Below are 21422 nucleotides of genomic sequence, written 5' to 3'. Positions count from 1 at the left end.
CATGCGATGACGTCTCTCCTGGTGGCCTGGCCCCACGGATCAGCAGATACGAGGCAGCTGCTCGCCCAGCGGCATGTCGACGATGCGTCGCGAGCCGACCAGAGTGCGCGCCACCACGCCCTCCGGCGCCTTCCCTGCCGTGCCGATCCGGACAGCCGCGTGCCCCTCCGGCAGGGCGCGCAGGGCGTCCAGCGCGGTGTCCGTGGCCTGCGGGGCGACGAAGGCAATGAGGCAGCCCTCGTTGGCCACGACGAGCGGGTCGAGGCCGAGCAGGTCGCACGCCGCGGCGACGGCCGCCGGCACGGGCAGTACGGCCTCGTCGATCTCGACGCCGACGTGTGCTTCACGGGCGATCTCGTTGAGTGCCGCCGCGAGCCCTCCTCGCGTGGGGTCGCGCAGTGCGTGCACCTGCCCGCCCAAGGGGGCGAGCGCGGTGACGAGCCGGTGCAGCGGCTGGGTGTCGGAGGCGATGTCGGCCTCGAAGCCGAGGCCTTCGCGGGCCGAGAGGATGGTGGTGCCGTGCAGACCGACGGGTCCGGAGAGGATGATCGCGTCGCCTGGCGCGGCCCGGACGGCGGACGGAGTGAGGCCGGGAACGCGGCGGCCGATACCGGTGGTGACGAGGAAGAGTCGATCGGCGGCGCCGCGGCCCACCACCTTGCTGTCGCCGGTGACGACGGGCACGCCGATGTCACGGGCGGCCTTGCCCGCGGACTGCAGCACACAGCGCAGGTCGGTGATCGGGAGACCCTCCTCGGCTATCACCGCGAGGGCGAGGGCCACGGGCAAGGCGCCGCGCATGGCCAGGTCGTTGACGGTGCCGTGCACGGCGAGCGATCCGATGTCGCCCCCGGGGAAGAACAGCGGGTCGACCACGAACGCGTCGGTGGAGACCGCCAGTTCGCTGTCACCAGGAAGCAGCGCCGCATCCTCCAGGGCGCCGTCCGCCGGAGCACCGAGTGCGGGCAGGACGACGTCACGCAGGAGTTCGGCGGTGAGCAGGCCGCCCGCGCCGTGACCGAGGAGGAGCGTGTCCTGTGCGTGATGGGGCGTGGGGCAGGCCGATGTCATGGAGTCCTCCTGGTGGGCGAAGGTGTCTCGCTTCGGGTGCGGCCTGCGGAGTGGAACGCGGCACAGGTGCCCTCCGTCGAGACCATCGGAGCACCGAGCGGGGTGCGGGGCGTACACCGGGTGCCGTACGCGGTGCAGTCGGTCGGCAGGGCGGCACCGGTGAGGACGGCGCCCGCGATGCACTCCGGGTCCTCCGCCGGGTGCAGGCCGGTGACGTCGAAACGGCCGGCCGCGTCGAACCGGGCGTACGGTTCGGCGAGTTCGAGGCCGCTGGCGGGAAGCGTGCCGATGCCGCGCCAGGCCCGGTCGGCGACGCGGAAGACGCGGGAGATCGCGTCCTGCGCCTCCGTGTTCCCGCTTCGCCGCACCGCTCGCGCGTACTGGTTCTCGACGCTGTGGCGCCCGGACTCCAGTTGGCGTACCGCCATCAGGACACCTTCGAGGAGGTCGAGCGGTTCGAACCCGGTCACCACGATCGGCACTCGGTAGCGGGCGGCGATCGGTTCGTACTGGCGCCAGCCCATCACCGTGCACACGTGCCCGGCCGCGAGGAACGCCTGGACCTCACAGTCGGGATCGTCGAGCAGAGCGGTCATGGCGGGCGGCACCAGGACATGACTGACCAGGACGAAGAAGTTCGTCAGCCCCAGCCGCTCCGCGTGCAGCACCGCCATCGCGTTGGCGGGAGCCGTTGTCTCGAACCCCACGGCAAGGAACACCACGTCCCTGTCCGGGAGTTCGGCCGCCAGCCGGACCGCGTCCATCGGGGTGTAGACGACGCGCACGTCGGCGCCCCTGGCCCGCAGCGACAGCAGGTCCGTCGTGGAGCCGGGGACGCGGAGCATGTCGCCGAAACTGGCGAGGACCGTGCGGGGGCGGGCCGCGATGGCCATGGCCCGATCAAGGGTTTCCAGCGGGGTGACGCAGACGGGACAGCCTGGGCCATGGATCATGCGGATCCCGGCGGGCAGCAGTTCGTCGATGCCCTGGCGGACAAGGGTGTGGGTCTGTCCGCCGCAGACCTCCATGATCCGCCAGGACCTGGTGGCCGTCGCGGTCAGCTCGGCGAGCAGGCGTCGGGCCAGCACCGGATCCCGGTACTCCGTCAAGTACTTCATGGCGCCGCGAAGTCCATGCGGATGTCGACGACGCCCTCCACGGCCCGTGCGAGACGCGCTGCCACGGGCACCAGATTGCGATTGCTCAAAGTGCCGCCGAAGGTGACCACCCCCTCGGCGACCGTCACCGTCACGTTCTGGCCGGGGAACAGATAGGACGCCACGGTGCGGCGCACCTCCTCGGCGATGTCGTCGTCGGACCGCAGGAAGACCTTGAGCAGGTCGGAGCGGCTGACGATGCCTTCGAGAAGGCCCTCGGCATCGACGACGGGGAGCCGTTTGACCCTGCGCGTGGCCATGATCCTGGCGGCCTCGGCCAGGGTGGCGTCCGCGTGTACGCACACGGCAGGACTCGTCATCAGCTCGCCCGCGCACACCGCGCCGGCCTTGGCCAGATCGGACAGACGGCGCAACTGCTCGCGCCGGTCCGGATCCAGGTCGCGGAACTCCTCCTTGGGCAGCAGATCGGCCTCGGACACCACCCCGACGACGCGTCCCTCGCCTTCCTGTACGGGCAGCGCACTCACCCGCCACTGGTCCATCACCTCGACGATCTCCTTGAACGGTGCGTCGCGGCCGACGGCGACGACGGTCTGGGTCATCACGTCACTGACGATGTGCGGGCTCTCGCTCACGGCTGCCTCCTCCGGGCGGTGCGACGTGGTCGACGGTGAGGTCGAGGAAGTGGGTGGAGCAGGAGATGCACGGGTCGTGGTTGCGGATCCCGCGCTCGCACAGACGCGTCAACTCCTCATCGCTGGGCGACCCCCCGGCGAGGGCCGTTCCGGCCAGACGGCGCAGGTCCTCCTCGATGGCGCCCTGGTTCTGCGCGGTGGGCGGGACGAGCCGCGCGTCGGTGACGGTGCCGTCGGCGGCCAGCGCGTAGCGGTGGTAGAGCAGTCCGCGCGGCGCCTCCGTCGCTCCGTGCCCGACGCCCGCGCGCGGCGGCACGTCGACGTGGGCGCGCTCGGGCGGTTCGTACCTGTCGATGATCCGCAGCGCCTCGTCCACGGCGTACACGGTCTCCACCGACCGCACGAGGATGCTGCGGAAAGGATTGCGGCACACGGCATCCAGTCCTGCCTCCTGTGCGGCCTGCTGGGCGAGCGGTGACAGGAGACGGTGGTTGATCGCGTACCGGGCCAGGGATCCGGTCAGGTGACGGCGGCCGCCCAGTGTGGCGTGCAGGGCGGTGGAGTGCGCGACCTGCACCTCGACGACCTCGCGGGGGAAGTCGGCGAGTGCGAACCGCCGCACCGTGTCGCCTCCCTGGCGCAGCACCGTGGGCGTGCCGGTCTCGATGGCGTACCGGCCCGCTTCGGACAGGGCGAGGAAGTCGTGGTCGCAGTCGGCGTCGGGGAAGTCGAAGCCCGACACCCAGCACACCGTCGCCCACGCGTCGTCGAGCGCCCGGCGCAACCGCTCGGCCAGCGGCTGCAGTTCGGCCCTGGCGGGCGCACGGTGGAAGCCACCGACGCGGACGTTGACCGGGTGGACGGCGCGCCCGCCGAGCAGATCGAGGATGGCGTTGCCCGCCTGCTTCAGCCGCAGGCCGCGCTCCACGTCGGCGCGGTGGGTGCGGGCCAGATCGATGGCACCGTCGCGGCCCAGGAAGTCCGGGGCGTGCAGCAGGTAGATGTGCAGGGTCTGGCTCTCGATCCACTCACCGCAGTACAGCAGCCTGCGCAACTCCCCTACCCCGTCGGGGACGAGGACCCCGCACGCGTCCTCGATCGCCGCGCACGCGCTCAACTGGTAGGCGACGGGGCAGATGCCGCAGACCCGTGCGGTGATGTCGGGCGGCTCGGTATGGGCGCGGCCGCGCAGGAACGCCTCGAAGAAGCGCGGCGGCTCGTAGATCTGCAGCCGGGCGGCGGTGACGTCGTCGCCGTCGACCGTCAGGTGCAGCGCGCCCTCGCCCTCCACGCGGGCGAGTGAGCCGACGTGCAGGACGCGGGTGCCGCGGTGTGTCACGGGCGGGGCTCCCTGTCGTGGGCAGCGAAAGCGGCGACGTTGAAGGTGCTCAACAGACGCTCGGTGTCCCGGTCGTCGAGACCGTCCCGCTGCAGCACCGGGATCAGCGCGGGCAGGTTCACCGAGCCGGACGGGCCGAAGCAGCCGTAGCAGCCCCGCCCGTACGCGGGGCAGAGCGCCCCGCAGCCCGCGTGCGTGACCGGGCCCAGACAGGGGGTGCCGTGGGCGACGGTGACGCAGACCGTGCCACGCCGTTTGCACTCGAAGCAGACGCTGTGGTCGGGGACGTCGGGCCTGCGGTCCGCGAGGAACGCGGTGACGACTTCGAGGAGTTGGCGGCGGTCGATGGGGCAGCCGCGCAGTTCGAAGTCGACATCGACGTGGGCGGAGACGGGCGTGGAGGTGGCGAGGGTGTCGATGTAGTCGGGCCGGGCGTAGACGGTGCGCCGGAACTCCTCGACGTCGGCGAAGTTGCGCAGCGCCTGGATGCCGCCCGCGGTGGCACAGGCGCCGATGGTGACCAGGCGCCTCGACGCGGACCGGATGGCGCGGATCCGTTCCGCGTCGGCCGGTGTGGTGATCGAGCCCTCGACCAGGGACAGGTCGTACGGTCCCGGCTGGACCGCGCTCGACGCTTCCAGGAAGTGCGCGATCCGTACCCTCCCGGCGAGCGCGAGGAGTTCGTCCTCGCAGTCGAGCAGGGTGAGCTGACAGCCGTCGCAGGAGGCCAGCTTGAACACGGCGAGCGTCGGAACAGCGGCCATCTCGTTCACAACTCCCTCGTCCTCATCAACGGCTCGGCCCGGTCGAACCCGATCACCGGCCCGTCCCGGCACAACAGCACGGGGCCGAGCTGACAGTGACCGCAATGTCCGGTGGCACAGCGCATGTTCCGCTCCAGGGAGACGCGGACACGGTCCGCGGCCACACCCCGGTGGACCAGATCGCGGGCGGTGGCGCGGATCATCGGCTCGGGACCGCACACGAACGCCGTTGCCTGTCCCGGATCGAACTGCGCCCCGTCCAGCAGACGCGTGACGAGACCGATCTCGCCCCGCCAGTACGCGCCGGGATGGTCGACGGTCACCCCTGTGTAGGCGGTGGCCCACCGCCGGATCTCCACACGGGAGACGAGGTCGGCCGGGGTGCGTGCGCCGACCAGGACGTTGACCCTGCCGTACGCCCGCGGATCGGCCACCACGCGCCGGATCAGCGGCCGCAGCGGGGCCAGGCCGATCCCTCCCGCGACGACCACCAGGTCCTGCCCCCGTGCCGTCTCCAGCTGCCAGCCGGTACCGAAAGGGCCGCGCAGACCCACCGCGTCGCCGACCCTCTTACGGCACAGGGCTTCCGAGACGGCACCGACCGCACGGATCGTGTGGGCCACGCCGCCGTCGGTCGGGATCGAGCTCACCGACACCGGGATCTCCCCGACCCCGAAGGCGTACACCATCGCGAACCGGCCGGGCGCGAAGGGAGCCAGCGGTTCTCCCACCGGGTCGAGCCGCAGGGTGATCGTGTCCCTCGTCTCGTCCCAGCGGTCGATCACCCGGTACGGAACGGGGACGGTACTCATCGCGGCAGCCCGCTGCCGTGCGGCGCGTACAGGTCGAGAAGCCGCATGCGGGCAGCCAGCAGCCGGTGGGCGAGGACCTTGCCGACCCAGAGACCGACCTCCTGCCCCAGGACCGCGTCGGTCTCGCACAGTTGCCTCACCGTCGCCGCGTCGAACTCGAGGGCCCGCACAGGGGTGGCCGCCTCGGCGCCGAGTTGCCACACATACGGTGCGAACATCCAGGACCAGCCGACGAGTTCACCGAAGCCGAGGTTCTCGATGACGACCGGCCGGCGGCCGGGCACGTGCATGTCGAGGGCGACGGTCCCGGTGCGGACGATCCAGAACCGATCGGCATGCCCGCCCTCCTCGAACAGGCGGGTACCCGACGAGAAGTTCACATGCCGGGCCAGGGGCATCAGGCGCTCGCGGTGGACGGCGGGCAGTGCCTGTCCCATGCGGGGCGTGCTCGTCGCGATCATGACCGGGCCTCCTCTGCCAGAGCGTTGACCTCTTCGGTGATGTCGATGCCGACGGGGCACCACGTGATGCAGCGGCCACAGCCGACGCATCCCGTGGAGTCGAACTGGTCGTGCCAGGTGGAGAGTTTGTGGGTGAGCCACTGCCGGTAGCGGCTGCGGGCCGAGGCCCGCACCGGACCGCCGTGCAGATAGCTGAAGTCCAGGTCGAAGCAGGAGTCCCAGCGTTGCCATCGCTCCGCGTGGTCGCCGGTGAGATCGGTGACCTCCTCCGTGGTGGTGCAGAAGCAGGTGGGGCACACCATGGTGCAGTTGCCGCAGGTCAGGCAGCGGGCGGCCACATCGTCCCACCGCTCGGCTTCCGGGCTTGCCCCCAGGAGCGCGCGCAGGTCCATCGGGGGCATCGCGCGACCCATCCGGTCGCGGGCCGCGTCGACGGCGGAGCGGGCGGCGTCGGACGTGGTCGTGTCCCCCTTCTCGGACGGGACACGGTCCAGGATCCGCGCGCCCTCCGCGCTGCCGGCCCGGACCAGGAAGCGATGCCCTCCGGTGTCGATGAGTTCCGTGAGGGCGAGATCGAAGCCGGCCTCGGCCGCGGGCCCGCTCCCCATCGACACGCAGAAGCACGTCGCCCCCGGTTCGGTGCACTCGGCGGCAATGAGGAAGGCTCCGCTCCGGCGTTCCGCATAGCCGTCGTCCCTGAAGTGTCCGCCGGCCAGGACACGGTCCTGGATCGCAATGGCCCGCAGGTCGCAGGGGCGCACCCCGAGGAAGGCGTAGGACGGCGGTTCGTTCCTGGCCGGACACACGGTCAGTTCGCCGGCCGCATCGCGGTCGACGTCCCACAGCTTCTCGCGCTGCGGGTGCAGGAAGGACTTCCAGGACTGCGGCCCCGAGGTGTGCGCGAAGGCCGCACCGTCGTCGCGACGCACCAACCGGTAGCGTCCCGCCTCGAGTTCGGTTCCCCATCCCCAGGGCAGGGCGTCCGCACCATCGAGTTCCGCGAGCACGACGGCGCCGTCCCTAACCGTCGGTCCGACGACCGTGCGCCCGTCGGCCGTCAGAGCCGCGACGAGAGCGTCGAGCCCCGCCCGGTCGAGTAACGCCGTCTGTCCGGTGTCCGGCATGGTCCGTCCTCCCTGCTCGTCACCCTGCGGTTCCTCACTCCTCATCCAGCGTCACGCGGGCTCCTCGTCGCGGGGATGGGCCGGGCGGCCCCAGTTCCTGGGCCTGCCGGGCCCGCTGCCCTGCCGGCACCCTCGCGACCGGTCCGGCGGACAGATATGCGGGCCACAACGTTCCTGGCCCGTTCCACGGGTCCGCGGCACGCTGGGGAGAACCCGCCGGAGAGCTCCCGTGACCGCCACGGACCAGCCAGGCGCGGTGAGACCGGCTCGGACGGTCTGGCCCCGCGGCAATCCGATCGCTCGGCCGATCCCGACTGCGGCGACGGCTGGGCGCGGCTCCGTTCCTCCAGGGCAGGCCCACCCCTGCCCCCGGACAGGGACGCGCCAAGCCGTCGTCTCAGTCGTGCGGCACCACGGCGACGGGACAGGCAGCGTGGTGGATCAGTGCGTGCGCGACCGGTCCGGTGCGAGAGCCGACCGCCCGGCGGCGGGTCCGGCGTCCGACGACCAGGAGGCCCGCACCACGGGCCGCTCGTCCGACCTGGTACGCCGGCCGCCCCTCCAGGACACTGTCGCGGACCGGCACCTGGGGAAACTTCTCCCGCCATGGCCGCAGCAGCGCCACGAGAGCACGGTCCGCCTCCGCTCGGAGGGCGGCACGGTGCTCGGGATCCGGCATCGCGGTGGTGAACGGCACGTGCCACACGTACACCGCACGCACGGGCGCCCCGCGCAACTCGGCCTCGCGGAAGGCGAATTCGACCACCCCTTCGCAACCGCCTGCCGCGTCGACGGCGAGCGTCACGTCCCGGCTGGGCACCAGTGCGCCGTCATGCACCGGCAGACGTTCGTCCGCTGCGGTGAATCCGGCGCGGACGAGGACGAGCGGGCAGGCCGCGTGCCCCACCGTGGCGCGGGCCACGGAGCCGACGAGTACCCCGCCGACGCTGCCGAGCCCCTGGTTGCCCAGCACGAGGAGTTCCGCGTGCCGGGTCTCGGAGATCAGGGCGGGCGCGGGCGGACGGCAGACCTGCACGGTCGTGAGCATCAGCTCCGGGTGGCAGTCGGTGAGTTGCTCGGCCGTAGTGCGAAGCACCTGCTGGGCCAGGTCCTGCGGTGCGCGCAGCTCGGGCAGGGTGGCCGCCGAGCCGTCCGGGGGCAAGCCCTCGCCGGCATGGATCAGGCGCAGCGGCCGCTGCCTGCGCAACGCTTCGCGAGCGGCCCATTCCGCGGCCGCGCGGGCCTCGCGCGAACCGTCGATCCCGGCGACGATCGGCCTGGGCATCGCTGTCACCTGCTCTCCGGGATCGGGGCACGGCTGTCGAGTGCGGCACGGCCTGCCTCCAGGCGGGCGGCCGGGATCCGGAACGGCGAGCAGGAGACGTAGTCCAGGCCCGCGCGGTGGAAGAAGTGGACGGACCGGGGATCGCCCCCGTGTTCGCCGCACACACCGGTCTGCAACCGAGAACGGGCCGCACGCCCCTCGCGGACCGCGAGGGTCACGAGGCGGCCGACGCCTTCCTCGTCGAGGCTCTCGAACGGGGACACCGTCATCAGACCCTGATCGAGGTACTGCGGCAGGAAGGAGGCTTCCGCGTCGTCGCGGGACAGTCCCCAGGTCGTCTGCGTCAGGTCGTTGGTACCGAAGGAGAAGAAGTCGGCGGCCTGGGCGAGCTCGCCCGCGGTGAGGGCCGCCCGCGGCAGTTCGATCATGGTGCCGATGGGCAGTCGCAGCGGGCGACCGGTCTCGGCAGCCACCTCGGCGAGCGTCCGCTCGGCCAGTTCCCTGGTGGCCCGCAGCTCCTCGTACGTCGCGATGAGCGGGATCATGATTTCGGCCCGCGGGGTTCCTCCGTCGCTCAGCCGCCGTGCGACCGCCTGGCCGATCGCCCGCACCTGGGTCGCGACCAGCCCTGGCACGGTCAGCCCGAGGCGTACGCCGCGCAGTCCGAGCATGGGGTTGCGTTCGTGCAACCGGCTGACAGCGGCGAGGAGTTCGCGGTCGCGTTCGCTGGGGTGCGCGCTCGACGCGACGCGGGTCGACAGGGCCGTGAGGTCGGGCAGGAACTCGTGCAACGGCGGGTCCAGCAGGCGGATGGTCACGGGCAGCCCGTCCATCGCCTGGAGGATCCCGGTGAAGTCCCGGGATTGCAGCGGCAGTAGGGCGTCGAGCGCCCTACGGCGGTCGGCCTCGTCGGCGGCCAGGACCATCGCCTCGACGAGTTCTCGACGGGCCCCCAGGAACATGTGCTCGGTACGGCACAGACCGATGCCCCGGGCTCCGAGCCTGCGGGCGAGGGCCGCGTCCTGCGGGGTGTCGGCGTTGGCGCGCACCTCCAACCGGGAGACGGCGTCGGCGTGGTCGAGCGCGCGGTGCACCGCGGACGCCAACGGATCCGCGCGATCACCGCTGATCAGCGACTGCCGGACGGTGGAGTCGGCCGTCGGCAGAGCGCCCAGGTGCACGGTGCCCGCGGTCCCGTCCACCGAGATGGTGTCCCCCTCACGGACGACCACTCCCGTGCGCGCCGTGAGCGTGCGCGCGGCAGGGTCGACGACGAGACTCTCGGCACCGCAGACGCACACCTTGCCCATCCCGCGCGCGACCACGGCGGCGTGACTGGTCTTGCCACCGCGGATGGTGAGAACCGCCTCGGCGGCGATCATGCCGGGCAGGTCGTCGGGGCTCGTCTCCCGTCGTACGAGGACGGTCCGCCGGCCCGCCCTGGCGTGGCGCACGGCTGCGGCCGAGTCGAAGACCGCAGCTCCGACGGCCGCGCCCGGCGAGGCGGGCACGCCGCGGGCGATCGGCACGCCGACGGCGCTGCACGCAAACCGTGGGAACAGCAGACGAGTCAGGGCGGCACCGTCCACACGGCTCAACGCCTCGTCCTCGGTCAGGGCCTTTTCGTCGCACAGGTCGTAGGCGACGCGGAACGCGGCTTCGGCGGTTCGCTGCCCTACGCGGGTCTGCAGGATCCACAACCGGCCACGCTCAACGGTGAACTCGACGTCGCACAGGTCCTGATAGTGGCGCTCCAACGTCCGAAGATGCGCTTCGAGTTCCCGGAACGCACGGGGCACGCTTTCGCGGAGGGCTTCGAGCGGACGGGTATCGCGCGCACCCGCGACGACGTCCTCCCCCTGGGCGTTCGCCAGGTAGTCGCCGTACGCGCCGGGCGCGCCGGTTGCGGGGTCACGGGTGAAGGCGACGCCGGCACCGGAGTGCTCTCCCAGGTTGCCGAAGACCATGGCCTGGACGGTCACGGCGGTACCGAGGTCGTCCGGAATGCGGTGGCGGCCGCGGTAGACGCGGGCGCGCTCACCGTTCCAGGAGGTGAACACGGCACGGATGGCGCGCTGCAGTTGCTCGGCGGGGTCCTGCGGAAAGTCCTCGCCGGTCTCGCCCCTGATGATCGCCTTGAGTTCCTCGACCAGTTCGGGAAGTCCGGCGGCATCGCGGCCTGTGCCGTGGGCGCGCTGGTGCCGGGTCAGGGCCGGTGCGAAGAGCGCACGGTCCACACCCATGACGGTGTGCCCGAACATCTGCAGCAGCCGCCGGTAGGAGTCCCAGGCGAAGCGGTCCTGCCCCGTCGTCCGGGCGAGCGCGGTGACCGTGGTGTCGTTCAGCCCGACGTCCAGGATCGTCTCCATCATGCCGGGCATCGAGTAGCGGGCGCCGGAACGCACGGACACCAGCAGCGGGTCGTCACCGCCTCCGAGGGTGCGGCCCATGGCCCTCTCCAGCTCCGCGAGGGCACGGGCCACCTCCACGCCGAGTTCCACCGGCTCCGCGCCGGTGGCCAGATACCGGCGGCACGCCTCGGTGGTCAGGGTGAAGCCGGGCGGCACAGGCAGGCCGAGACGGGTCATCTCCGCCAGACCGGCGCCCTTGCCGCCCAGCAGGGCGGTCAGCTCCCGGCTGCCGTCGGCAAAGGCGTACACGTAGCGCACCGGTGTCGGGTTCGTCGTATGCATGGCAGACCTCTCAGTCGTGCGGCACGACGGCCACGGGGCAGAGCACATGGTGGAGGGCGGCGTGCGCCACGGGACCGGTGCGTGGACCGATGTACGGCTCGTGCCGACGGCGCCTGCCGACGACCACGAGACCCGCTTCTGACGCGGCGGCCGGCAGTGCCGTCTGCGGACGGCCCTGTGTCAGGGTCCGGCACACGTCGACGCCGGGATACTTGTCGCGCCAGGTGCGCAGCACCGCGTCCTGGAAGCCGTCCCACTCCCGGGCCTGTTGTGACTCGTCGGTCAGGGCGATCTCGCCGGGGCCGACGGTGAGCGGGCCGGGCCGGGGCCAGGCGGACACCACGTGCAGGCGGGCGCGATGAGTCCGAGCGGCCTCGAAGGCGAAGTCGATCACCTCGTCGCAGGGGTCGCCCAGGTCGAGACCGAGGACCACGTCGTGGGAGTCCGCTGCGTGCCCCGCGCCGCCGGCATCTTCCTTCACGAGGACCACGGGGCACGAGGCCCTCGCCGTCACGGCGGCCGCGACGGATCCGACGAGTACCCCCGCCACGGCGCCGAGCCCGCGAGATCCGAGCACCAGCATGCCTGCCGTCTCCGCCGCCTTCAGGAGAGCGGACGTGGCCGGCCCCTCGACGGTCCCGGTGGTCGCGTACCCCGCGGGAAGGATCTCCACCAGACGCTCGGCCACGAATGCCACGGCCCGGGCAGGACGTCCCCGCCGTCCGGCCGCCTCCGGCGTGCCGGTGGGCGGACACGGGGACCATGCCCAGGCGTGCACGAGGTGCAGGGGCGCGTCCCTGCACAGTGCTTCGCGTGCCGCCCACCGAGCTGCGGCCGCGCTCTCGCTGGACTCGTCGACACCGACGACGATGCGCGGGCGTGACATGGCACGTCACCTCCGGCTGTGCGTTGTCCGTCGCCGTCATCCTGGTGCGGGACGGACAGGCGCAGCAGGGGCCGGCGGTCCCCCGCGCAGGCCCACTCGGCCCAGTGCGCCTCTGGTGTGCGTGGCCGACCGTGGAGGTGACAGCATGCGACGTCGCGGAGGACGGTCGGGCATGGCACGGTCCGTGGTGGTGGGGATGGACGGCTCGCTCCGCTGCGCACGAGCAGCCGACTGGGCGGCCCGGGAGGCCGCACTGCACGGCCTGCCCCTGCGCCTGGTCCATGTGGCCTCGCACGACGCCCGCCCCGACAACGCGCGGGGGCGCTCCCGACTTCTCGCCGGAGTCGACGAGTTGACGGCCGAGGCCGACGTCCTCACGGGATCAGCCGTACCGCGTCTGCTCAGCCTCGGCGCCACAGCCGAGCTGATCGTCCTCGCAATGCGGGGTGCGGGCGGGTACGCGGGGTTGCGCGTGGGATCCGTCGCGCTCGGCCTCGCATCGGCCTGCGCCTGCCCGGTGGTACTCGTCCCCAGTGGGCCGACCGCTGCGCGTCGGAGCCGCCCCGACAAGGTGACCCTCGCCATCGACGCCCGCCGACCGGCCGAGCCGGCCGTCGGCTTCGCTCTCGATGCGGCGCACCGCCGCGCGGCACGCGTCCACGCCCTGCACGTGTGGACCCCACCCCAATGCGCCGTCCGCGCCTTTCCGTTCGGCTTTCCGGAGAAGGAACTGGCGACGTGGGAGGCCCGGGAAGTACAACTCCTCGCCGATGCCCTGCGGCCCTGGCGCCAGAAGCATGGCCACGTCCCCGTACTGGAGGACGTCTTCCTGGCCAGGACTCCGGCCGCCGCCCTGATCCGGGCCTCGGCCGACGCCGAGATGATCGTCGTGGGGCGACGCGGGCAACGCGCCCTGGGAGACACCGCCTCGGCGCTGCTGTCCGAAGCGCACTGCCCTGTCGTGGTCGTGCCGTCGGCGCCCTGAGCCGCTCGGTCGCGCACGGATCCGGTGGCGGCCGGAACCACGCGGGCACGTCGACGTCACTCCCCCGTAGTGCCGATCAACGCCGCTCCGGAGTCGACGGACTCCGTTCCGCGGACACCTGGGGGAAGGTCACCATCAAACTCCTCGACCACATGCAGGACCGTGTCCAGATGTGTCAGCCGCAACAGGCGCCGGTGGAACGGGTTGACGACGACGAGGGTCAGGTGTCCGTGGCGCAGTCCCAGACGGCGGTGGACGCGCAACAGCATCGACAGGCCGCTGCAGTCCACGAACACCACGTCGCGCAGATCGAGGACGAGCACGCCCCGTGCCCCGGCCGCCAGGCGAAGCAGCCGGTCGGACAGCCGGACTGCGGCGAGAACGTCGAGCTCGCCCCACAGTTCGATGACCAGCGGGGACCCGTGACGGCGGATTCTGAGACCGAAGGTGGAATCGTCAGGCATGGTCCCCTCACAGTGGAGCGGCGGGTGGAGTCTCGGATGGGCTCGAACACCCTGTCCACCGGGGTCCCGGGTGGACCTGCATCGATGCCTCTGGCATACCCGCAATGGATGGTGGGAATCAACCCCCCGCGCGCGAAATCCATGGGATCGGCAGGCTCAGGGTGCCCCACCCCTGACGAGCACCGCCCCTCGGTACGCCTCGCACGCGTCACGCCTCCTCGCGCTGGGCCGGGACGCCGCTGAGGTCGTGGGCGATCCGCTCGGCCCAGGCGGTGATCGCCGTGAAGTCCCGGAAATCACCCCCCTTGCCGGAACTGACGATCATCCGGGCCAACCGGCCGCGGGCGTTCTCATCGAGCCTGCCGCCGAAGGTGACATGCCCCCGTGCGTCGAGCCGGTCCGCGATGCGCCGCACACCCGGCACGGGTGGAAGGTCGCGTTCCGACGCGGAGGCATCGAGCGGGCCGCTACTGAACAGCCACACCGGGCGCGTGCCCAGCGCCCGGCGGGCGCGGCGCGCGAACCGCCGGGCGTCGCGGTGCCAGCGACCTGCATACAGTGCTCCACCGAGCACCACCGCGTCGTACCCGGAGAAGTCCCGCAGCGCCTCACCGGCCGGACGGACCGTGGTGGCACACCCGGCCCTGGCCAGCACATCGGCGACGTGGGCCGCGATCTCGCCGGTGGAGCCGTTCTTCGTCCCGTAGGCGACAAGCACCCGGGGATCCCTGCGGGCCATGTCCGTCAACCCCCTTTTGCCGACGGGGCGTTGTCCCGCAGGACAGCGATCCGCCGACGGTACTCGTCGTCGTCCAGTTCTCCTCGGGCGAACCGCTCGGCGAGCAGCCGCTCGGGCTGCGCAACCGGTTCCTGCGACCGTCCGGGTCCGCGCGACGCCGCCCGGACCACCGCGAAGGCCACCAGACCGATCACGACCCAGAAGACGACGGTGCTCGCACTCAGCCACACGTAGCCCCACGTACTGACGTCGTGCCCCCAGTTTCCGTACATGTTCGCCTCCTCCTCTCGCTCCTCGTCCCTTCGGCGAGCTCACGTCCTGCGCAGCCAGTCGTCCGCGACTCCGTGCAACGCCTGGTCGTCCGGCCGGAGGTGGGAGTCGTCGAGCCGGTAGGTCAGCTGGTCGACCAGGGCGACAACTCCGTCGATGTGGCCGGTCATGCGCGCGGCTATCTCCTTCTCGCTGCGCCGTTCGACCTGTCCGCCCAGAGTGACCACGCCTTCGTGGACCTGTACGTCGAGGGTTCCCGGCATCAACCACAGGGTGCGCACGAGGACTTCGTCGACCACCTCGCGGCGGATCGCGTCGTCCGGGCGCAGGAACACCTGGAGCAGGTCCCGGCGGGTGACGATGCCGACGAGGCGGTCCTCCTCGTCGATCACCGGCAGTCGCTCCACCTTGTGCTGGGCCATGATGCGAGCGGCCTCGGCGATCGAGTCGTCGGCATGCGCGGTGACGGGCGGCTGGGACATCAACTGGCCCGCCGTCCGGGCCCTGGCCCGGCGAAGCTCGGTGCGGGAGCCGCGGCCGACGGGGAGGTGGAACCGGTGCTCCGCCGTGGACGAGGCCTCCTCCGCCCGGGCCTGACGGGCCATGAGGTCCGTCTCGGAGATCACCCCGATCACTCGCTGCTCCTCGTCCACCACCGGAAGGCCGCTGATGTGGTGCCGGTTCAGGAGCCGCGCGATCTCCTTGAACGGGGTGGCGTACTGAGCGCGGACAACCTCGCTCACCATGACGGAACCCACCTTGCTGTGCTTCATGTCCCCTACCTCTTTTCGTCGTTCGAGGTCAGCGCAGACGCCGCAGATACGGGTCCGCCGCTCGCGCGGGCACGAGGCGCACCCGTACGTCGAGAGCGGTGACGCCCCCGGGCCACGCGAGCACCGGGTTGAGGTCGGCCTCGGCCAGTTGCGGCAGATCGCTCGCCATCGCGGAGACGCGCAGCAGCAGCTGTTCGAGAGCCTCCAGGTCGACGGGGCCCTCACCGCCGTGCCCGAACAGCAGCGGGGCGCAGCGTGGAGCCGTGATCAGGTCGTGCACGTCGTGGTCGGTGAGCGGGGCGAGGCGGGCGGCGTGGTCCGCGAGGACCTCGGTCGCGGTTCCGCCGAGCCCGAACAGCACCAGCGGGCCGAACACCGCATCCTGGACGACCCCCGTGAACAGTTCGATGCCGCGCCGCGCCAACGGCTGCACCACGGCCCCCGTCAGGAGCCCGGCGAACCGGGTCTCCAGGTCCCGCCAGCCCGCGCGGACCTGGGCGTCTCCGCGCAGGTCCAGCAGGACGGCGTGTTCCTGCGTCTTGTGCAGCAGGCCAGGCCAGTACGCCTTCAGCACCGTCCGGTCGTCGGGCCCTTTGAGGCGCTCGGCGGCGAGGACGGCCTCGTCCTCGGTCTCCGCCCAGGCCCAGGGCAGTTGAGGAATCCGGTAGCAGTCCAGGAGTTCGGCGCAGGCCTGCGGATGGAGCCAGCCTCCGTCCTCGTGCTCGGCGAGGTACCGCTCGACGACGCTCCGTGCGCGTACCGGGTCGGTATCGGCGAGTGCGGGTACCGTGCCCGGCGGCCGGGCGAGCCACGCCGCGCGGCGCACCGCGTGGGCCAGGGCGCGCGCGGCGGCCTGCGGGTCGGCGTACGCCGGTACGCGCCCTGTGCCGGCGGGCAGCAGGCGGACGGGTTTCGCCTGGTCGAGGAGGACCGCGGTGAGCGTGCGGGTGCCACTCCGTCCAGGTGCGTGTGTGAGGGCGCGGACGAGATCGTCGCCGGTCGCCGCGGACACCGCGGTCGGGACCAGAGCCACGAGGACCGCGTCGACCGCACCGGTGGTCATGAGCTTGTCGAGGCAGGTGCTCAACTGCTGTTCGGACACGGCGGCGGTGGCGTCGACGGGATTGGTGGCGACGGCACCGGGCGGCAGGACGGACAACAACTCGCCGACGAGATCCGTCCTCAACTCCGGTACCGCGAGTCCTGCCTCGGCACAGGCGTCGGCCGCGAGCACGCCGGCGCCTCCCGCGTTGGTGACCACGGCGACCCGGTGTCCGGCAGGAAGTGGCTGGCTGTGCAACAGGGCGGCGGTGCCCAGGAGTTCGGGAACGGTGCGGGTGGCGGTGATACCGGCCTGGGTGAACAGGGCCTGCCGGGTCATCGTGCGGGTGGCGGCGGCCGCGGTGTGCGAGGCGGCCGCACGGCGCCCGGCCTCAGTGCGACCCGCGTCGACGGTCAGCAGGGGCATGCGGCGGGTGACGCGGCGCGCGGTACGGGAGAACGCCCTCGGGTTCCCGAAGGACTCCAGGTGCAACAGCGCGAGATCGGTGCGCCCGTCACTCTCCCACCACTGCAACAGGTCGTTGCCGCTGACGTCGTACTTGTCGCCCAGTGAGACAAAACTGGACACGCCGATGCCGAGGCGGGTCAGGCCGCCGAGCAGCGCGATGCCGACACCTCCGGACTGCACGGCGACCCCGGCCGTGCCGGGGCTCGGGTGCGCGGCAGCGAAGGTGGCATCCATCCGGACGGTGTCCTCGGCGTTGGCGAGACCGAGGCTGTTGGGACCGACGAGGCGCGTGCCGTGCGCACGGCACGTCTCCAGGAGCTCGGCGCCCTGAGCCGCGTCCAGCCCGGCGGTGACGACGAGCAGGGCACGCACCCCCGCCTTGCCGCACTCCGCGGCAACCGCTGCGACCCCGGGCGCGGGCACGGCCACCACCACCAGATCCGGAACCGTCGGCAGTACGGCCACGGACGACACCGCGTGGACGCCGAGGATCGCGGCGGCCTGCGGATGGACGACGTACACACGGCCGGTGTAGCCACCGGTGGACAGATTACGCAGGACGGCCCGCCCCACCGAGCCGGGCTTGCGCCCCGCACCGACCACCGCCACAGACCGCGGTCGCAGCAACGGGACGAGGCTGAGCACGTCGGCAGCGCGCCCGCGCTCCGCCACGGCCGCCGCATACCCTGCCTCCTCGGCGAGTTGGACCGTGCAATGGACTTCGGGGCCGTCGAACCGACGGGCCGTGCGCAGCCCCAGATCGGCGAAGACCTTCAGCATCTCGTGGTTCTCGGCGAGAGCGTCCGCGGTGAACGCGGTGATGCCGTCGACGCGTGCCGCGGACACCAGGTGCTCGATGAGAATGGTGCCGACCCCCCGGTGGTGCCAGGCATCACCGACGGCGAGGGCGATCTCCGCGAGGTCCGTGTCCGGCGTCCGCTCGTACTCCGCGACACCCACCAGCTGCCCCTCCACCTCCGCGAGCAGACCGAGGTGACCGGGGTGGTCACGGCCGCACATGCGGTCCGCCGCCCTGCGCGCCGACCGGCGGCTCACGCCGAAGAACCGCAGTCGCAGGTTCTCCGGGGACATCGCCTCGTAGAAGCCCACCACGGCGTCGTGGTCCCGGGCGTCGGCCGCCCGGATCCGTGCGGTCGTCCCGTCCGCCAGGAGCGCATGCGCCTCGGCCACGGTCTCTCGCCTGTGCGTCATGTCCTTCGCCTTCCGGGTCTTGGCCGGGCCGGCGCGACCGTCGGTCCGTCCTTCTCAGCGTCCGGCGCCGGGATCGGCGCCCCCATGGGCTGCCCGGGCGTCGCTCCGGGGCCGTTCGGCCCGGTCGCGCTCGCCACCCGGCCCGGCGGGGAGCGGCTCACCGAGCTCTCCCTCGACGGCCCCGCCCATCTCCCGCAGTACCTCGAGCGTGCGGCGCGCCTCCGCCTCGTCGACAGTGGTGATGGCGAATCCGACGTGCACGATGACGTACACGCCCTCGTCGGCCTCAGGCGTGTACGCGAGGCACACCTCGCGGCGCACACCTCCGAAGTCGACGGTGGCCATCCGCAGTCCGGCGTGGTCGTACACGTCCACGATCCGTCCGGGAATTCCCAGGCACATGACGCGCGCTCACTCCCTCTCCCTCACCCCTGTCGTGCTCGTTCCGGCCGCGGCCAGCCGGGCGGCCGCGACCGCCGCCTGCCCAAAGCTGATGCCGCCGTCGCCGACAGGTACGGCACGGCCCACCAGGACGCGCAGCCCCTGTGCACGCAGCAGCCGCCGCACGTCGGCGAGCAGGCGGCGGTTGACGAAGCAGCCGCCGGCCAGGCACACCGTGCGTGGGGCACCCGACTCGACGGCGCGGCCGACGAGTTCGGCGGTCACCTCCGCGACCGTGCGGTGGAAGGCGGCCGCCAGCGCGGGCACAGGCTCTCCGTGCGCCCGGCGCGCCAGCAGGTCGGTGAGGGTCGGCACCGGGTCGTACACCCAGAGTCCGCCGGCCCGCACGAGACGCCGATCGAGCGCGACGACACGGATCCGTCCGGCCGCGCTCTCCAACGCGACGGCCGCCTCCCCCTCGTACGAGACGCTGTCCACCAGACCGAGCAGACTCGCCACCGCGTCGAACAGGCGGCCCGCACTGGACGCCCGCGGGCAGTTGATCCCGCGTTCGATCATGGCGCGCACCGTCGTGACCCCGACCGGATCGAGCCTCTCGGTGAACTCTCGGGTCAACTCCCCCGCCGGGTTCGGCACTCCCAGCGGCTCGGCACCGTACAGATGCCCCAGCGCGGCACGCCAAGGGTGTCGTACGGCGGCGTCCCCACCGGGCAGCGGGGCCGTGGCGAAACGGCCCACGCGCCGGTACGACACGAGGTCGGCGACCATCACCTCGCCGCCCCACAGCGTGCCGTCGTCGCCGAGCCCGAGGCCGTCGTAGGCGACACCGGTGAAAGGGCGGGTCAGTCCGTGCTCCGCGGCGCACGCGGCCAGGTGGGCATGATGGTGCTGGACGGGGATGCGGGGCCGTCCGGTGGTGTGCGCCCAGCGGGTGGAGAGGTATCCGGGGTGCAGGTCGTGGGCGACGGCCTGCGGGGTGATCCCGGTCAGCGAGCACAGATCCGCGTACGAGGAGCGGAACGCCTCATACGTCGCCGGGTTCTCCAGGTCCCCGGTGTGCGCCGCCAGATGAGCTCGCCCGTCCTCGGCGAGCGTGAAGGTGTGCTTGAGCTGCGCTCCCGCCCCGGCCACCGGTACGGAAGTCCGCCGGGGCAGCCGCAGCGGAGCCGGCGCCAGCCCCCGGGCCCTGCGGACCGTCACGACGGTGCGGCCGCTCACCTGGACCACCGAGTCGTCATAGCGGGCCCGGATGGGCCGGTCGTGCCCGAGGAGTCCGTCGGCCACCCCTCCGAGATCCTGCCGGGCGATCGCGTCGTCCACGGCGATCGGTTCGTCCGCGGTGTTGCCACTGGTCACGACGAGGGGCCGGTCGAGTGCGGCCAGGAGCAGGTGGTGCAGCCCCGTGGTGGGCAGGAACAGGCCGATCCGGTCCGTACCCGGGTGGACTGCCGTAGGGAGCCGGACAGTCCCCGCGGTGAGCAGCACCACCGGCCGCACCGGCGAGGTGAGGGCCTCGCGCGCCGTCGAGCCGATCCGGGCGAGGCACCGTGCCGCGTCCAGATCGCGCACCATCACGGCGAACGCCTTGCCCGGACGCCGCTTGCGCAGCCGCAGCCGCACCACCGCCTCGTCGTCGGTCGCGTCGCAGACCAACTGGTAGCCACCGAGCCCCTTCAGCGCGACGATCCGGCCCTCCTGCACGGCCCCCACCGCTGCCTGCAGGGCCGCCTCACCCCTCAGGTCCGCCCAGCAGAGCTGCGGCCCGCAGGCCGCGCAGGCGATCGGCTCGGCGTGGAAGCGCCGGTCGCCGGGATCGGCGTACTCCGCCGCGCAGCCATCACACATCGGGAAGCGCCGCATCGTGGTGCGGACGCGGTCGTAGGGCAGCTCCTCGATGATCGTGGCGCGCGGTCCGCAGTCGGCGCAGTTGACGAACGGGTAGCGGTGACGACGGTCGTGCGGATCGAACAGCTCGGTCACGCATGCCGGGCAGGTCGCCGCGTCCGGCGGGATCTCGCGCGGCCGTACGGCCGGCCACCGGCGCGGATCGCCGGAGCGCACCTCGAAGCCGCTGCCCGGTGTCGGCGACGCCGTCGGCGCATCGGCCATCCGGACCGCGCGCACGCGCGCCAGGGGTGGCGGCGCGGATCGCAGGCAGCGGGCGAACGCCTCGACGTCGTCCGGCACCCCGGCGACCGTGCCCTGCACATGGCCGTCCACGTTGGCCACCCAGCCGTCGAGCCCCAGCGATGTGGCCGTGCGGTGCACGAACGGCCGGAAGCCCACACCCTGGACGATCCCGGTGACCTGGAAGTCCCGCACGGCACGCTTCACCTGGTCACCCCCGCGCGGCGGCGTCGCGATGCCGGACGATCTCGTCCTCCACCGCCGTGGCGAGCGGCTCCACCGTGTCCGCCACCGCACGGGACATCTGGGTACCGAGCGAGCTGTCGGCGCCCTCCACCGCGTACACGACGAGGCGGTCCGGCAACCGGCCCAGGACGCGGGAGAGTTCGACGGCCTCTCCCAGGCCCATCCCGTGGGAGCTCGTCGTGGGCGGCCGGTTCAGCCGCTCGGAGTCGAGCTCGATGCGGTGCACCCGGCCGGGGCTGCCCGGGTGCGCGTGTGCGGCGTCCACGACGACCGCGAACTCGGCTCCCTCCCACAGGCCGATCAGACGCCCCGGATCCCCGTCGCAGGTGGCGAGGGCGGTCCCCGCGGGCAGCGGCCGGTGCACGGCGCGCGCACGCAGCCGTCGCACCACGGCACAGCCGATGGCGTCGTCGCGCCGGAACTCGTTGCCCACCCCGATCACCGCGATCCGCGTCGGTCCGTCCATGACCGCTCCCTCCGCTCGGCTCCCGACCACTGCCGAGGCC

20 protein-coding genes are annotated in these 21422 nt (G+C 72.4%); 1 reads left to right on the top strand and 19 read right to left on the bottom strand.

Annotated features, from left to right (window positions below; translation table 11 throughout):
* Positions 1 to 39: 39 nt before the first annotated feature.
* The 11 genes from hypE to M4J07_RS00995 all read right to left on the bottom strand — a co-directional run bounded on the left by hypE (position 40) and on the right by M4J07_RS00995 (position 12188).
* Positions 40 to 1071 carry a hydrogenase expression/formation protein HypE gene (gene hypE, locus M4J07_RS01045; protein ID WP_255965955.1) on the bottom strand — a complete coding sequence of 344 codons (1032 nt, stop codon included), beginning with the start codon at positions 1069 to 1071 and terminating at the stop codon, positions 40 to 42.
* Positions 1068 to 2189: a hydrogenase formation protein HypD gene (hypD, locus tag M4J07_RS01040; protein WP_255965953.1), complete on the bottom strand. Its 1122-nt coding sequence runs from the start codon at positions 2187 to 2189 to the stop codon at positions 1068 to 1070. Before hypD ends, hypE begins: the two co-directional genes overlap by 4 nt.
* Complete coding sequence (locus M4J07_RS01035) at positions 2186 to 2824, bottom strand: CBS domain-containing protein (protein WP_255965950.1); 639 nt, start codon at positions 2822 to 2824, stop codon at positions 2186 to 2188. Before M4J07_RS01035 ends, hypD begins: the two co-directional genes overlap by 4 nt.
* Positions 2796 to 4163 carry a Ni/Fe hydrogenase subunit alpha gene (locus M4J07_RS01030; protein ID WP_255965948.1) on the bottom strand — a complete coding sequence of 456 codons (1368 nt, stop codon included), beginning with the start codon at positions 4161 to 4163 and terminating at the stop codon, positions 2796 to 2798. The genes M4J07_RS01035 and M4J07_RS01030 overlap by 29 nt, the downstream gene beginning before the upstream one ends.
* A complete protein-coding gene (locus tag M4J07_RS01025) occupies positions 4160 to 4927 on the bottom strand; it encodes an oxidoreductase (protein WP_255965946.1) in 768 nt (255 codons plus the stop codon). The genes M4J07_RS01030 and M4J07_RS01025 overlap by 4 nt, the downstream gene beginning before the upstream one ends.
* Before the next feature lie 5 nt (positions 4928 to 4932).
* The gene (locus M4J07_RS01020; protein WP_255965944.1) at positions 4933 to 5739 is read right to left on the bottom strand and encodes an FAD/NAD(P)-binding protein; all 807 of its coding nucleotides are present in this window, start codon (positions 5737 to 5739) and stop codon (positions 4933 to 4935) included.
* Positions 5736 to 6200 (bottom strand): Crp/Fnr family transcriptional regulator, encoded by a 465-nt coding sequence (locus M4J07_RS01015; RefSeq protein ID WP_255965941.1) that lies wholly within the window; start codon positions 6198 to 6200, stop codon positions 5736 to 5738. Before M4J07_RS01015 ends, M4J07_RS01020 begins: the two co-directional genes overlap by 4 nt.
* Positions 6197 to 7324, bottom strand: a complete 1128-nt coding sequence (locus tag M4J07_RS01010) for a 4Fe-4S dicluster domain-containing protein (RefSeq protein WP_255965940.1) — start codon at positions 7322 to 7324, stop codon at positions 6197 to 6199. The genes M4J07_RS01015 and M4J07_RS01010 overlap by 4 nt, the downstream gene beginning before the upstream one ends.
* Before the next feature lie 397 nt (positions 7325 to 7721).
* Positions 7722 to 8609 carry a universal stress protein gene (locus tag M4J07_RS01005; RefSeq protein ID WP_255965939.1) on the bottom strand — a complete coding sequence of 296 codons (888 nt, stop codon included), beginning with the start codon at positions 8607 to 8609 and terminating at the stop codon, positions 7722 to 7724.
* Between the two features lie 5 nt (positions 8610 to 8614).
* Positions 8615 to 11302 carry a pyruvate, phosphate dikinase gene (gene ppdK / locus M4J07_RS01000; RefSeq protein WP_255965938.1) on the bottom strand — a complete coding sequence of 896 codons (2688 nt, stop codon included), beginning with the start codon at positions 11300 to 11302 and terminating at the stop codon, positions 8615 to 8617.
* Positions 11303 to 11312: 10 nt separating this feature from the next.
* On the bottom strand, positions 11313 to 12188 hold the full coding sequence (locus M4J07_RS00995) for a universal stress protein (protein ID WP_255965936.1): 876 nt from the start codon (positions 12186 to 12188) through the stop codon (positions 11313 to 11315).
* 172 nt (positions 12189 to 12360) lie between these two features.
* On the opposite strand from M4J07_RS00995, the gene M4J07_RS00990 reads away from it, so the two are divergent.
* A complete protein-coding gene (locus M4J07_RS00990) occupies positions 12361 to 13173 on the top strand; it encodes a universal stress protein (RefSeq protein WP_255965934.1) in 813 nt (270 codons plus the stop codon).
* A gap of 56 nt (positions 13174 to 13229) precedes the next feature.
* Here M4J07_RS00990 and M4J07_RS00985 read toward each other — a convergent pair whose 3' ends face one another.
* The 8 genes from M4J07_RS00985 to M4J07_RS00950 form a co-directional block, all read right to left on the bottom strand.
* Complete coding sequence (locus M4J07_RS00985; RefSeq protein ID WP_255965932.1) at positions 13230 to 13637, bottom strand: STAS domain-containing protein; 408 nt, start codon at positions 13635 to 13637, stop codon at positions 13230 to 13232.
* A gap of 208 nt (positions 13638 to 13845) precedes the next feature.
* Complete coding sequence (locus M4J07_RS00980) at positions 13846 to 14376, bottom strand: flavodoxin domain-containing protein (RefSeq protein WP_255965929.1); 531 nt, start codon at positions 14374 to 14376, stop codon at positions 13846 to 13848.
* A gap of 5 nt (positions 14377 to 14381) precedes the next feature.
* On the bottom strand, positions 14382 to 14648 hold the full coding sequence (locus M4J07_RS00975) for an SHOCT domain-containing protein (RefSeq protein ID WP_255965927.1): 267 nt from the start codon (positions 14646 to 14648) through the stop codon (positions 14382 to 14384).
* 39 nt (positions 14649 to 14687) lie between these two features.
* A complete protein-coding gene (locus tag M4J07_RS00970; RefSeq protein WP_255965926.1) occupies positions 14688 to 15419 on the bottom strand; it encodes a CBS domain-containing protein in 732 nt (243 codons plus the stop codon).
* A gap of 28 nt (positions 15420 to 15447) precedes the next feature.
* Entirely contained in the window at positions 15448 to 18141 is a 2694-nt protein-coding gene (locus M4J07_RS00965) for a bifunctional acetate--CoA ligase family protein/GNAT family N-acetyltransferase (RefSeq protein WP_255965925.1), read from the bottom strand.
* 54 nt (positions 18142 to 18195) lie between these two features.
* Complete coding sequence (locus M4J07_RS00960) at positions 18196 to 18543, bottom strand: HypC/HybG/HupF family hydrogenase formation chaperone (protein ID WP_255965924.1); 348 nt, start codon at positions 18541 to 18543, stop codon at positions 18196 to 18198.
* Positions 18544 to 18552: 9 nt separating this feature from the next.
* Entirely contained in the window at positions 18553 to 20877 is a 2325-nt protein-coding gene (hypF, locus tag M4J07_RS00955; protein WP_255965922.1) for a carbamoyltransferase HypF, read from the bottom strand.
* Between the two features lie 4 nt (positions 20878 to 20881).
* On the bottom strand, positions 20882 to 21382 hold the full coding sequence (locus M4J07_RS00950) for a hydrogenase maturation protease (protein ID WP_255965920.1): 501 nt from the start codon (positions 21380 to 21382) through the stop codon (positions 20882 to 20884).
* Positions 21383 to 21422 lie beyond the last annotated feature (40 nt).

Origin of the sequence: Streptomyces longispororuber (assembly GCF_024448165.1) — a bacterium.
GTDB lineage: Bacteria > Actinomycetota > Actinomycetes > Streptomycetales > Streptomycetaceae > Streptomyces > Streptomyces longispororuber_A.
This window is presented reverse-complemented; position numbering and strand designations above follow the sequence as displayed.